We start from the raw sequence: 14503 nt of genomic DNA on the forward strand, positions 1-14503 counted from the left end.
GCGGATATCGAGTCCCGATCCACCGATATCCGTGCGATATCCGCGGGCGTGCGGGATCATTGACGCAAGCGACGTCAGTCCTCACACTCGCGTTCATGATCCTGCGGATTCTCGGCCCGATGGACACCGGTGGACCGGTGCCCAGCCCGAGAGAGCGCGCGATCCTGTCGGCGCTCATCGTGCGGCGTGAGTCGGCGGTCTCGTCCGCCGAACTCGCGGATGCCTGCTGGGGCGAGCACCCGCCCGCCACCTGGGCGCAACAGGTCCGCAACTCCGTTGCGAAGATCCGCGCCCGACTCGGCGCCGAAGCCGTGCAGACCGTCGGGGTCGACTACCGCCTGGGCATCGACGCCGATGCCATCGACGCCGTGCAGTTCGAACGGATCGTGTCGGACGCGCGCCGGCACGCCCTGCAGGGCGCACACGACCGCGCGATCGCCGGCTACCGCCGAGCACTCGATCTCTGGCGCGGGGCTCCGCTGCCCGACGTCGCGTCGTGGACCCCGGGCGCGATCGAGGCGATGCGGCTCCTCGAGATCCGCAAGGGCGTCGAGGAGGACCTGCTCGACGCACGGCTCCGTGCGGGCGAGCACCGCGAGGTCATCCCCGACGCCGAACGGCTGGTGCGGGAGGAGCCGCTGCGCGAGCACCGATGGGCGATCCTCGCGCTGGCGAATTACCGGGCAGACCGGCAGGCGGAGGCCATGGCCGTCCTGCGCGCTGCGCGCACCCGACTCGCCGAGGAGCTGGGCATCGACCCAGGTCGCAGCCTGGTGGACCTCGAGACCGGCATGCTGCGACACGATCCCGCGCTCGACGCACCTGCGCCGTTCAGCCCAGCGGGCAGCGGCGCAGAGGCGTCGTGCCCGTATCGCGGCCTCGCCGCGTACGGCGTCGATGACCGAGCCCTGTTCTTCGGACGTGACGCCGACGCCGACGATCTGACCGGGCGCTGCCTGCCGCGCGCCGTGGTCACGCTGATCGGTGCCAGCGGCTCGGGGAAGTCGTCGCTGCTGCGGGCCGGGGTCATCCCGAGACTGCGCGACCAGGGTCGCACGGTGACGCTGATCACGCCGCACGCGGCCGGCGTGGAGCAGCTCGCCGCGGCCATCGAAGGCGATTCAGCGGTGGTGTGCGTCGACCAGGCCGAGGAACTCCTCATGCTCTCGGACGGAACGCCGGAGTCACTCGGCACGCGCATCGCCGAGTGGGTGGACGAGGGCGGCTGCCTCGTCCTGACGCTGCGCTCCGACTTCCTCGACCGGGCGACGGCGGTACCGGGCATCGGCGCCCGGCTGGGGCGCGGGTTGTACGCGCTCTCCCCGCTCGACGCCCTCGGCCTCCGGGAGGCCGTGGTCGGGCCGGCCCGCGAGTCGGGCCTGCGCATGGAACCGGGGCTGGTCGAACTGATCCTCCGGGACGCCGGCGATCGGCCGGGGATCCTGCCGGCGCTCTCGCACTCGCTGGTCGCGACCTGGGCACGGCGTGACGGCGCCACGCTGACGGTGGACGGCTACGAGGCATCCGGCGGAATCGCGGGCGCGATCGCCCAGTCCGCGGAGCACGTGTACTCACGGCTGTCGCCCGCTGCACAGGACGTCTGCCGCTCGCTGATGATGCGGTTGATGGAGCGAACTCCGGATGGCATCACCGTACGCCGACGGGTGCCGCTCGACACCCTGACCGCGGACCCGGAACGCCGGAGCGTCGTGGAGGGCCTCGTCGCCGCGCGGCTGGTGACGATCGACGGGGATTCGGCGATGATCGCCCACGAATCGGTGGGCACGACTTGGCCCCGGCTGGACGGGTGGCTCACCGAGGACGCCTCGAACGCCCGCGTCCTCCGGCAGGTCGAGTCCGCCGCTGCCGGCTGGGACGCCGCCGGCCGCCCCGACGACGACCTGCTCCGCGGAGGCCGCCTCCACGGTGCGATCGAGTGGAGGGACTCGACGCGACCCGATCTCACCACGGTCGAGACGGCGTTCCTGGACGCGTCGCTCGCCCGCCACGCCGATGAGATGCGCGAACTCGCCGCACGTGCCGCGCGCGAGCGGGCGAGGAACCGTTGGCTCCGGTCCGCCCTGGGCGCGGCAGCCGTCCTGCTCGTCGTCGCGCTGGTCGCGGCCGGTGTCGCCGCGGTGCAGCGCGGCCAGGCACGAGCCGCCGCCGAGGACGCGGCGATCGAGGCGATCGCTGCGACGTCCCTCGCGATCCGGGACAGCGATCGCGACGTCGCGGCGCTGCTGGCCGCCGAGCTGCAGCGCCGGTGGCCGGATGACTCGCGCTCCCGTTCCGCCCTGCTCGGGAACCTGACCGGTGCCGACGGGCTCGTCATGCGGCTGTCGCTCGGCGACGAGTCCCGCGTGAGCGGGGCGGTCATCCCGGGGACACGCACCGCGCTCATCGTCGAGGACCGGCTCACCGACTCCGCGACGGCCGAGCAGGCGAGCGACCCCGCGTCGGTACGGGTGATCGACCTCGACACCGGCGAGACGATCCGCGAGCTCGACGTGCGGCTTCCCCCCGTGGACTTCCGCTTCGAGCGCGACGTCGTCGTGAGCGCCGACGGCACGACCGCCTTCATCCAGTCCGGCGCCATGCGCAGGGAGGGCGAGTTCAGCTGCTGCATGAACCACCTGGACGCGATCGACCTCACCACGGGTCGACTGCGGTTCGAGACAGTGCTACTGGACGATCGCACCGGCCAGCATCCGGTCCTCACGCCAGACGGATCGCGGGCGTACTTCAGCCATTCCATCACCGCCGACCCCGGCTGGGTGGATCTCGCAACCGGCGAGGTCGTGAGGGCGGTGGAGCACGATCCGGAGGAATTCGAGGGCCTCGACCTCCGCACCAACGGACTCGCCCTCGTCGGGGACCGCCTCTACGCGAGCGGTGACGACGGCGTCACCGCCTACGACGCCGCGACCCTCGATGTGGTGGGGACGCTGGGCGAGATCCCCGGCGGGATGGGCAATCTGCTGCTCCTGCCGGATGGCGACGGCGGCCTGGTCGCCGCGGGCGACGACGGAGCGCTCCGCGTCGACCTCGCGACCGGTGAGACGCTGTGGCGACGCGGAGCCGACGAGATCCGGTGCGTGGACGGGGCGATGGCGCCACCGGATCGCCTGGTCTGCGCGAGCGGCGTCGGCACGATCCGCGCGTTCGACCTCGCCACGGGCCGGCCGACGACCGCGGAGCTCGACACGCTCTCGGATTGGAACCGCGGCGTCGACATCCTCTCGGAGACCGGCGAGTTCGTCACCCTCACGTCGCGTTCGCCCGCCGCACTGCTGCGCTGGCGCCTCGACGGCATGCCGGCGATCTCCCGCCCGATCGCATCGGGGCAGGTCGTGCTCCAGGGCTTCGGCGCGGACGACTCGCTGCTCATCACCGCGGATGCGCCGAGCCCCGACGGCGAGTTCGGCCCGATGCGGCTCTGGGACATCGCCGCCGACGCCGAGGTCGGCGAAGCCGCCGGGGAGCTGGCGTGGGTCGCGCCATCCGTCGTGCTTCGCCGCGACACCCCGGAGACTGCCGTCATGCTGCACGACCTCGGCTCGGGCACGACTCGCCCGCTCGACCTGCCGCCCGACGCCGAACCCGGATGGTGGGTCGATGGCGGAGGGATGGGGCCGCACGCCTTCGTGATCATGCATGAAGGGCTGCTGCCCTTCGATCCGCACACCGGCGAGACCGGGACGCTCATCGAGCCGGACGTCGACCCGCTGGAGTACGGCATCGCATCCAGCGAGCTGGGCGACACCGGCCGCGTCGCCTTCACGTGGTGGGACGACCCGCTGGGACGCACGATCACGGCCGTCTACGACCTCGATTCCGGCGAGGAGGTGGCGCGCGGCCTCGAGAACGACAGTGGCGTCGTGGGGATGCCGAACGGTGACCTGCTGAGCGCCAGCAGTTCCCGGCTCATGCGGAGCACGAGCGACCTCGAGCCCGTGCACGCCCTGGCGAAGACCGGCGTCGGACCGATGCACATGGCCGTCAGCGACGACGGCGCCATCCTGCTCACCGCGGGGTGGGACCAGCGCGTGACGCTGTACGACCTGCGCGATTCGCGGCGCCTCGGCGACGAGATCGCGATGCAGCCGGATCCGACGCAGTCCTGGCCGGCGGGCTTCCTCAGCGCGGACGGACTCTCGATGGCGACCAACGCGACCGACGGGGTACTGGTCTGGGACCTGCGCCCCGAGGCCCTCCGCGAGGCGGCGTGCCGCATGGTCGGCCGGGAGTTCACCCGACTGGAGTGGCGCACCTACTTCGGGGACGAGCCGTACTTCGAGACGTGCTCGGACACGCTGGGTTCCGTGGAGACACGCGGTTGAGCATCCACCACGTCGTCGTCCTCGTCGAACCGGGTCTCCGCGGAGAGGCGGAGACGCCGACGGCGGGACCGGGCGAAGCCGGTCCCGCCGTCGCCGCAGCGGATGCGCGGGGAGGTGCGGCTCAGTCGCCGGCGGCGTCGGCTCCGTCCCGGGCGGCGCGCGCCTTGCGGATGAGCTCGGCGACGTAGCGTTCGACCTGTGCCTGCAGTTGCTGCCGGTGCGGGTCCTGCGCGGCGACGGCTCGGGCCCGGGCCACGAGGCCCGCGACGTACAGATCGGCCGACTGGCGGGACATGTCGAGATGCGCCTCGGTGGAGACGCGGACGGGCCCGCCGGCCGTCGACGCAGGCGTCGCGCAGCCGGCGAGTGTCGCCGCGAGACCGACCAGGATGGTCGACGCGGCGAGGCGAACGGTGAAGGTGTGTGCGTGTTCCATGCCACCACCGTGCGTCGCCGCGGTACCGTCCCGGCATGCCGCGGTATTCCGGCGGTATTCCGGCTCTCGCCCGCGCATTGACCAACCGCGGGCGCGAGAGGACACTGCGGGTATGGGCATCCGGGTCCTCGGCCCGCTCCGCATCCACGACGCCGCGCTCAACCTGCGCGAACGCATGGTGCTCGCCGTGCTCGTCCTCCGGAACGGGCAGCCCGTGTCGGCGGACGAGATCGCGTCGGCGGTCTGGGGCGACGACCGGCCGGCCACCTGGCAGAAGCAGGTGCAGGCCGCGATCGGCCTCGTGCGGAAGGCCGTCGGGCGAACCGCGATCGAGACCGTCGACGACGGATACGAGCTGCGCGTCGACACGGAGGCGATCGACACGCACCGGTTCGAGACGCTCGCCGCGGCCGCCCGCGAGCACCTCGCCGACGGCGACCCCGTCCGCGGTATCGACGCGGCCGACCGCGCACTGGCGCTGTGGCACGGCACCCCGTTCGTGGAGCTCTCCGGCTGGCTGCCTGCGGCCGCCGAAGCAGCGCGTCTCGACGAGGCACGCATGCACCTGGAGGAGGTCCGGCTCGACGCATGGCTGCGAGCCGGGCGCCACGCGGCGGCCGTGCCCATCGCCGAGACGATGGTGCGCGAGGCGCCGCTCCGCGAGCGCCGCTGGACGATGCTCGCGACGGCGCTCTACCGCAGCGACCGCCAGGCGGACGCGCTCGCCGCCGTGCGCGCCGCGCGGGAGCGGCTCGACGAGGAACTCGGAGTCGAGCCGGGCGAGGAACTGACCGCGCTCGAGCTCTCGATCCTCCGGCACGATCCGTCGCTGCGGCCGGCGCCGGCCGTCGCCGCCCCGAGCGCCGATTGCCCCTATCCCGGACTGCGGTCGTTCGGGGCCGGTGACGAGGAGCACTTCTTCGGCCGCGACGCCGACGTCCGGGCCGCACTCGCCCGGCTGGCGCGGGCCCCGTTCCTCGCGGTGTCGGGAGCGTCGGGAAGCGGGAAGTCCTCGCTCGTGCTCGCCGGGGTCGTGCCGGTCCTCCGTCGGCGCGGCGACCGAGTCGAGGTGCTGCTGCCGACCGCGGACCTCGACCGCCGCATCCGAGGCGCGTTCGACCACGGCCGAGACCGGACCGTGCTGGTGATCGACCAGTTCGAAGAGGTCTTCCACGCGCGCGGCGCGGATCCGGACGGCACGGCCGCGGCGATCGCGGAGGCGTCCTTCGCCGGCGTCGCCGTGATCCTCGTGGTCCGCTCGGACTTCCTCGATCGGTGCGCCGCGCTCGACGATCTCGGTCCGCTCATGGCGGACGGGGTGCACCTCGTGGGTCCCATGGGCCGCGAGTCGCTCCGTGACGCGATCGAGCAGCCCGCACGGCGCGCCGGACTGCGCCTCGAGCCCGGGCTCACCGAGCTGATGCTGCGCGACGCCACCGGGGCTCCCGGGGCTCTCCCCCTGCTCGCGCACACTCTCGTCGAGACGTGGATCCGTCGCGAGGGCGGGACGCTCACGGTCGCCGGATACGAGGCATCGGGCGGCATCTCGGGCGCCATCGCGCAGTCCGCTGAACGGCTCTACGAGTCGCTCGACGGCGCGGCGCGCGATCATTGCCGATCGCTCATGCTCCGGCTCGTCGAACTCGGCCCCGACGGAGCGCCGCTGCGGCGGCGCGCTGCCGCCGGGCCCCTGCGAGCGGATACGGCGCGGGCTGGCGTGCTCGGACTGCTCACCAGCGCACGGCTCGTCACCGCGGACGCCGAGTCGGTCGCGATCGCCCACGAAGCCCTCGCCGAAGCGTGGCCGAGGCTGCGCGACTGGCTTCAGCAGGACGCGGATGCCGCGCGGGTCCTCGCCGGCATCACGGCCGCCGCCGAAGCATGGGACGAGGCCGGCCGCCCCGAGGACGAACTGTTCCGTGGCGCCCGGCTCGATGCGGCGCTCGAACGACGGGATGCCGCGCCCGGCGATCTCACGCGGGTCGAGGCCGACTTCCTCGACGCCTCGGCTGCGCGAGCCGATGCCGAGCGGATCGAGCTGCTGGCACGCGCCGATCGGGATCGGCGGCAGAACCGGCGGCTCAGGGCGCTCCTCGGCGTCGCGGCTTCGCTCATCGTGCTCCTCGTGGGAGCCGGATCGACTGCCGTGCTCACCTCGATGGAGGCGAGCGCCCAGCGCGACGAGGCGACCGTCGAGGCCATGGTCGCGACGGCCCTCGCCCTTCGGACGACCGAGCGCGACATCTCCGCGCTGCTCGCCGCCGAGGCGTACCGGCGCTGGCCCGGCGATGCGCGCACCCGGTCCGGTCTCATGAGCGTGCTCCAAGCGGCGGGAGGGCTGGTGGGGAGGACCACGCTCGAGACGGAGGGCAGCACGTACGGCTCGCTCATCCCCGGCACCGGGCGCGCCCTCGTGGTGACATCCGACGGCCGTGCGTCGGTCCGCGACGTCGCCACCGGCCAGCCGGTCGACTCGCTCGAGCTCGGGTTCGAACCCGGGCCGCCCAGGCCCTGGCCTCTCGTCGAGGTCAGCGCCGACGGTCGGATCGGTGCCGTCTTGTGGCCGTCCAGGACGCAGGACAGCCCCATCACCTGGTACGGGACGTCCGCGACGTCGGTGCTCGTGGCGTTCGACCTCGTTCGCGGCCAGCGCGTGTCGGACCCCATCCGCCTCGGTGCGGGCAGCGGTGCTCTGGCGGTGAACGGCGACGGGTCCCTCATCGCCGTGGCCGATGCGCGCGACGGCGCCGTCACGCTCGTCTCGACGGATGGGGCCGTCGTCCGTCCCGTCGCAGGGCAGCGCACGACTCCGCTCGACCGTGACTCCTACGCCGCGGCAGTCGCCTTCGACGCCGAGGGACGACTGCTCGTCGGCCGGCTCGACGATCGGATCGACGTGATCGACCCCGTCTCGGCGACCGTGCTGTCCCGGATCGCGGTGCCGCCGTCCTCGGCGCACGTCGACATGGCGGTCGCGCCCTCGGGAACCGTCATCGCCTCCGGTGACCGCGCGGTCATCGCCCTCGAGGTCGCCGCCGGCCAGGTGCGGTGGGCCGCGGACCTGCCATCGGGAGATCTCGGATCGTGCAACTGGGTCGCCGTGTCGGAACCGCAGTCCCGCGTGTACTGCAACAGCCGCCTCGGCGTGACGACGGCCATCGAGCTCGGCTCGGGTGCGTTCCTCCAGTCGGAGGAATTCCGCGGACCTTCCGATGCCGGTCCACTCGCCGTCAGCGAGGACGGAACCGGTCTCGCCGCCATGAGCGTCGACCGACCGATCATCACCCGGTGGCGGATCGACGGCGACGGTCCGGCCCACCGGCTGCTCGCACCGGGCTGGGAAGTGCTCGGTCCCTACGCCCACGATGACTCGATGCTGTTGATGACCCCGGCACACGCGCAGGGCGAGCTCTGGGATCCGCAGTACGAGGCAGTGGTCGTCGACACTCGATCGGGTTCGATCGTGCACCGATTCGTGGACCCCGTCGTCGAGGCGGGATGGGTCAGGGACGGTCGTGTGTATGCACGCTCGGCCGCCGACGACCTGTTCCGGATCTACGACTCCCGGACGGGATCACAGGTGGGCGAGGAGCTGTGGGGCGTCGTGACCGTCTGGCCGATCCACGGCGGCGAGACGCTGCTCGCGGTCCGCACCGATGGACGGATGCGAGCGATCGACCCGGAATCCGGGATGCCGGAGGGGTCGACGTGGAGGGTGGACGGGTTTCCCGTGTGGGTCTCGTCGGCGCCGGACGGGGACCCAATGGCGGTCAGCTACCTTCCCGACGTCCGCCGTCGCGAGATCGGTCCGGAAGAGCCCCTCCCGCAGGCGCCCCTCCGAGTCGCCGTCGTCTCCCCCGCGAATCACGCGGTGCGTTCCGATCAGCTCCTCGCGCTGCGCGCCCACGTCGTCATGCCGAACGACGAGCTGCTCGGCATCGGGGACCACGGCATCGGGCGGTACCGTCCGGACACGCTCCGCGGAGTGGTCGTCTCCGGAGCCGAGACGGGCGTCTCCCCGCCGTCGTTCGACGCGGAGGGCGCCACCGTCGTCGTGACGCTTCCCGGCGGGACGGCGATCGCGTACGACACGGCGAGCGGCGAGGCGATCGGCGAGCCGTTCCGCAGCGGCGGACGCGCGGTCATGCCGGCCGCGATCCGCCCCGACGGCCGCGAGCTCGCGGTCTCGACACGAGAGGGCGTGGTCGTCTGGAACCTCGACCCCGATCGGCAGTTCGACGCCGTGTGCCGCCTCGCCGGGCGCGACCTCAGCGAAGCGGAGTGGCGACGATACCTCCCGCAACTCGGCGAGCCGCGGAGCACCTGTGGATTCACCGACTGAGCCGCCCCCGGGAACGCCGACGGCGGGGCCGGCCTGAGCCGACCCCGCCGCGGGTGTGGGCGAGGGCCTCGATGCGCGTCCGCTCCGGCGGGCGCTACTCGACCACCAGTGGGGTCAGCGGGCGACCTCGCCGTCGACGTAGTCGTCCTCGTCGACCTGGGTCCAGGCGAAGAGCTTGCGGAGCTCGCGGCCCGTGGTCTCGATCGGGTGGCCCTGGCCCTTCTCGCGCAGCTCGAGGAACTCCTTGGCTCCGTTGTCCTGGTCGTCGATGAAGCGCTTGGCGAACGCGCCGGACTGGATGTCGGCGAGGACGGCCTTCATGTTCTCCTTGACGTGCTCGTCGATGACGCGCGGGCCGGAGACGTAGTCGCCGTACTCGGCCGTGTCGGAGACCGACCAGCGCTGCTTGGAGATGCCGCCCTCCCACATGAGGTCGACGATGAGCTTGAGCTCGTGGAGCACCTCGAAGTAGGCGATCTCGGGCTGGTAGCCGGCCTCGGTGAGGGTCTCGAAGCCGTACTGCACGAGCTGCGAGACGCCGCCGCAGAGCACGGCCTGCTCGCCGAACAGGTCGGTCTCGGTCTCCTCCGTGAACGTGGTCTTGATGACGCCGGCACGGGTGCCGCCGATGGCCTTGGCGTACGACTTGGCGAGGTCCCACGCGGTGCCCGAGGCGTCCTGCTCGACCGCGATGATGTCGGGGATGCCGCGACCGGCGACGAACTCGCGGCGCACCGTGTGGCCCGGGGCCTTCGGCGCGACGAGGATCACGTCGACGCCCTCGGGCGCCTCGATGTAGCCGAAGCGGACGTTGAAGCCGTGGCCGAACACGAGTGTCTTGCCCTCGGCGAGGTTGTCCTTGACCGACTCGGCGTAGATGTGGCGCTGGAACTGGTCGGGCGCGAGGATCACGATGACGTCGGCCCACGCCGCGGCATCCGCCACGCTCTTGACCTCGAACCCGGCCTCCTCGGCCTTCGCCGTCGACTTCGAGCCCTCCTTGAGGCCGATGACGACCTCGACGCCCGAGTCACGGAGGTTCTGCGCGTGCGCGTGACCCTGCGAGCCGTAGCCGATGACCGCGACCTTCTTGCCCTGGATGAGCGTGAGGTCGGCGTCCTTGTCGTAGTAGATCTCAGCCATGTGCTGTCTTTCTCCTCGTGGTGGTTCGGTGTGCCGGGTCTCCGGACGCGCTCCGCGCTCCTCGACCCGCACGTTCGGTCAGTTCTTGTAGACGCGCTCGGTGATCGACTTGCCGCCGCGGCCGATGGCGAGGAGGCCCGACTGGGCGATCTCCTTGATGCCGTACGGCTCCAGGACGCGCAGGAGCGCGGTGGTCTTGCCGGAGTCGCCCGTGACCTCGATCACCAGCGCGTCGGTCGACACGTCGACGACGCGCGCGCGGAAGAGATTGACCGCCTCGAGCACCGCGGAGCGCGTCGTGTTGTCGACGCGGACCTTGATGAGCAGGTGCTCGCGCTGCACCGACTGGGCGGGATCGAGCTCGACGATCTTCAGCACGTTCACGAGCTTGTTGAGCTGCTTCGTGACCTGTTCGAGCGGAAGGTCTTCGACATCGACCACGACGGTGATGCGCGAGAGGCCGTCGATCTCGGAGTGACCGACCGCGAGCGACTCGATGTTGAAGCCGCGGCGCGAGAAGAGCCCCGCGACGCGGGTCAGCAGGCCGGGCTTGTCCTCGACGAGGAGGGAGAGCACGTGGGTCGACATGTTCAGTCCTCCTGGCTGAAGGCCGGCGAGTGGTCGCGGGCGTACTGGACGTAGGAGTTGGAGACGCCCTGCGGGACCATCGGCCACACCATGGCATCGGCGGAGACGACGAAGTCGATCACGACCGGGCGGTCGTTCGTCTCGAGCGCGAGCTTGATCGCGGCGTCGACCTCCTCCTCCTTCGTCACCCGGATGCCGAGGGCGCCGTACGCCTCGGCCATCTTCACGAAGTCGGGCACGCGCGCGGTGTCGTGACCGGTGTTCAGGTCGGTGTTGGAGTACCGGCCGTCGTAGAACAGCGTCTGCCACTGGCGCACCATGCCGAGCGAGGAGTTGTTGATGACCGCGACCTTGATCGGGATGTCGTTGAGCGTGCAGGTCGCGAGTTCCTGGTTGGTCATCTGGAAGCAGCCGTCGCCGTCGATCGCCCACACCGTACGCTGCGGCTCGGCGACTTTGGCGCCCATGGCCGCGGGGACCGCGTAGCCCATGGTGCCGGCGCCGCCGGAGTTCAGCCAGGCGTTCGGCCGCTCGTACTTGATGAACTGCGCCGCCCACATCTGGTGCTGGCCGACGCCGGCCGCGTACACGCCTTCGGGCCCCGTGAGCTCGCCGATGCGCTGGATCACGTACTGCGGCGCGAGCAGCCCGTCGGAGGGCTGGGTGTAGCCGAGCGGGAACTCGGAGCGCAGCCCGTCGAGCGTCGACCACCAGTCAGCGATGTCGGGCGTGGTCTGCTTGACGACCTCGCGGTACGCGGCGAGCAGGTCGACGAGCACGTCCTTCGCGTCACCCACGATGGGCACCTCGGCCGCGCGGATCTTGCCGATCTCGGCCGGGTCGATGTCGACGTGCACGACCTTCGCCTCAGGGGCGAACAGCGCGGCCTTGCCGGTGACGCGGTCGTCGAAGCGCGCGCCGAGCGCGACGAGCAGGTCGGCCTCCTGCAGCGCCAGCACCGCGGGGACGGTGCCGTGCATGCCCGGCATGCCGAGGTGCTGCGGGTGCGAGTCGGGGAACGCGCCCCGCGCCATCAGCGTGGTCACGACCGGGGCGCCGGTCGCCTCGGCGAACGCCTTCAGCTCCTCGGCTGCGCGAGCGCGGATGATGCCGCCGCCGACGTAGAGCACCGGGCGCTTCGCCTCGGCGATGAGCTGCGCCGCGGCGAGCACCTGCTTGCCGTGCGCCTTCGTGATCGGCCGGTAGCCCGGCAGGTCCATCTTCGGCGGCCACTCGAACGCGCTCTTCGCCTGCTGCGCGTCCTTCGTGATGTCGACGAGCACCGGGCCGGGGCGGCCGGTCGTCGCGATGTGCACCGCGGCCGCGATGGTCGCCGGGATCTCCTCGGGCGTCTTCACGAGGAACGAGTGCTTGGTGATCGGCATCGTGATGCCGACGATGTCGGCCTCCTGGAACGCGTCGGTGCCCATGAGGTTCGAGAACACCTGCCCGGTGATGGCGAGAAGCGGCACCGAGTCCATGTGCGCGTCGGCGATCGCGGTCACGAGGTTCGTCGCGCCGGGTCCGGACGTCGCGATCGCGACGCCGAGCCTGCCCGACGATGACGCGTAACCCTCGGCGGCGTGCCCCGCGCCCTGCTCGTGTCGGACGAGGATGTGTCGGAGCTTGCGGCTGTCGAGCAGCGGGTCGTAGACCGGCAGGATCGCGCCGCCGGGCAGGCCGAAGACGTCGGTGATGCCGAGCAGTTCGAGCGAGCGGACGACCGCCTCGGCTCCGGTGAGCATCTCGGGGCCGCTCTGCGACTGCGACAGGCTGGCGGGCGATGGCACGGGACTGGCTTCCGTGGTCATTCGATTCCTGTTCATGGTGCGGTGGTGTTCGGGACAGGCAGGAGCCTCAGCCCGTGGTCGCGCCTTCGGCTGCGGAGCGCACGAGCTTGGAGTACTTCGCGAGGACGCCTCGGGTGTAGCGCGGAGGAAGCGGAGCCCAGCCGTCGCGGCGGGCTGCCAGCTCGGCCTCGTCGACCAGTAGGTCGATGGAACGAGCCGCGATATCGACCCGAATCAGATCACCATCGCGCACGAAGGCGATCGGACCAGCGTCCACCGCCTCGGGTGCTATGTGGCCGATGCACAGGCCGGTTGTGCCGCCTGAGAATCGACCGTCCGTCAAGAGTAGTACATCTTTTCCGAGCCCAGCGCCCTTGATGGCCGCGGTGATCGCGAGCATCTCGCGCATGCCGGGACCGCCCTTGGGGCCCTCGTAGCGGATGACGACGACGTCGCCGTGGGTGATCTCGCCGGCCGTGAGCGCGTCCATCGCGGCGCGCTCGCGCTCGAACACCCGGGCCGGTCCCTCGAAGGTCGCGGCGTCGAACCCGGCGGTCTTGACGACCGCACCCTCGGGGGCGAGCGAACCGTGCAGGATCGTGAGCCCGCCGGTCTCGTGGATGGGGTTGTCGAGCGTGCGAAGCACCTCGCCGTCGAGCGGCGCGATGTCCATCTCGGCGAGGTTCTCGGCCAGCGTCTTCCCGGTGACCGTGAGCGCGTCACCGTGCATGAGGCCCGCGTCGAGCAGCGCCTTCATGAGCACGGGCAGGCCGCCGCGACGGTCGACGTCATTCATCACGTACCTGCCGAACGGCTTGAGGTCGCCGATGTGCGGCACCTTCGAGCCGATGCGGTTGAAGTCGTCGAGGGTGAGCTCCACGTCGGCCTCGCGGGCGATCGCGAGCAGGTGCAGCACGATGTTGGTCGAACCCCCGAGCGCCATCCCGACCGCGATCGCGTTCTCGAACGCCTTCTTGGTGAGGATCCGCCGGGCCGTGATCCCCTTCTCCAGCAGGCTGACGACGGCTTCGCCCGAACGGTGCGCGTAGTAGTCGCGGCGGCGGTCGGCCGAGGCGGGCGACGCCGAGCCGGGAAGCGAGAGGCCGAGCGCCTCGGCGACCGAGGCCATGGTGTTGGCGGTGTACATGCCGCCGCAGGCACCCTCGCCGGGAGCGAACGCGCACTCGATGCGCTTCGCATCCTCCTCGCTCATCTTGCCCGCCTTGACGGCGCCGACGGCCTCGAACGAGTCGATGATCGTGATGTCCTTCTCGGTGCCGTCGGACAGCCGGACCCAGCCGGGCGCGATCGAGCCGGCGTAGAGGAAGACCGAGGCGAGGTCGAGGCGCGCGGCCGCCATGAGCATGCCGGGGATCGACTTGTCGCACCCGGCGAGCAGCACCGAACCGTCGAGGCGCTCGGCCTGCATGACGACCTCGACCGAGTCGGCGATGACCTCGCGCGAGACGAGCGAGAAGTGCATGCCCTCGTGGCCCATCGAGATGCCGTCGGAGACCGAAACGGTGCCGAACTGCAGCGGGTAGCCGCCGCCGGCGTGCACGCCCTCCTTCGCGGCCTGCGCGAGGCGGCCGAGCGAGAGGTTGCACGGCGTGATCTCGTTCCACGAGCTCGCGATGCCGACCTGCGGCTTGTCCCAGTCCGCATCGCCCATGCCCACGGCACGGAGCATGCCTCGGCTCGTGGTGGCCTCGATGCCATCCGTGACGACGCGACTGCGGGGCTTGGGATCGATCTCCGACATGGGTCGAGTCTACGGCGGCGTGGCGGCGGGTTTCGCCGCGGCGTCGGCAGGCGCAGCGGCATCCGTTCGCCGTCGTGTCGAAGGGCGTGACGGATGCCG

Annotated in this window: 6 protein-coding genes and 1 pseudogene; 2 read left to right on the forward strand and 5 right to left on the reverse strand. The window is 71.5% G+C overall.

Annotation, left to right across the window (positions count from 1 at the left end; translation table 11 throughout):
- Positions 1–95: 95 nt before the first annotated feature.
- Positions 96–4343, forward strand: a complete 4248-nt coding sequence (locus tag ACULK4_RS11265) for an nSTAND1 domain-containing NTPase (RefSeq protein ID WP_445964511.1) — start codon at positions 96–98, stop codon at positions 4341–4343.
- Positions 4344–4464: 121 nt separating this feature from the next.
- Here ACULK4_RS11265 and ACULK4_RS11270 read toward each other — a convergent pair whose 3' ends face one another.
- The gene (locus tag ACULK4_RS11270; RefSeq protein WP_445964512.1) at positions 4465–4779 is read right to left on the reverse strand and encodes a hypothetical protein; all 315 of its coding nucleotides are present in this window, start codon (positions 4777–4779) and stop codon (positions 4465–4467) included.
- A 112-nt stretch (positions 4780–4891) separates the two neighbouring features.
- Between ACULK4_RS11270 and ACULK4_RS11275 the strand changes: the two genes are divergently transcribed.
- Positions 4892–9121, forward strand: a complete 4230-nt coding sequence (locus tag ACULK4_RS11275) for an nSTAND1 domain-containing NTPase (protein WP_445964513.1) — start codon at positions 4892–4894, stop codon at positions 9119–9121.
- A gap of 114 nt (positions 9122–9235) precedes the next feature.
- On the opposite strand, the gene ilvC is transcribed toward ACULK4_RS11275, so the two are convergent.
- The 4 genes and pseudogenes from ilvC to ilvD form a co-directional block, all read right to left on the reverse strand.
- Positions 9236–10264, reverse strand: coding sequence for a ketol-acid reductoisomerase (gene ilvC / locus ACULK4_RS11280; protein WP_445964514.1), 1029 nt, complete (start codon positions 10262–10264; stop codon positions 9236–9238).
- Positions 10265–10342: 78 nt separating this feature from the next.
- Positions 10343–10852 (reverse strand): acetolactate synthase small subunit, encoded by a 510-nt coding sequence (gene ilvN, locus ACULK4_RS11285; protein WP_445964515.1) that lies wholly within the window; start codon positions 10850–10852, stop codon positions 10343–10345.
- A 2-nt stretch (positions 10853–10854) separates the two neighbouring features.
- Positions 10855–12726: pseudogene (locus tag ACULK4_RS11290) on the reverse strand (acetolactate synthase large subunit); the annotation flags it as partial.
- Positions 12710–14404: a dihydroxy-acid dehydratase gene (gene ilvD / locus ACULK4_RS11295; protein ID WP_445964516.1), complete on the reverse strand. Its 1695-nt coding sequence runs from the start codon at positions 14402–14404 to the stop codon at positions 12710–12712. The pseudogene ACULK4_RS11290 and the gene ilvD, both read right to left, overlap by 17 nt.
- Between the last annotated feature and the right edge of the window lie 99 nt (positions 14405–14503).

The organism is Agromyces selenitireducens (assembly GCF_052748465.2).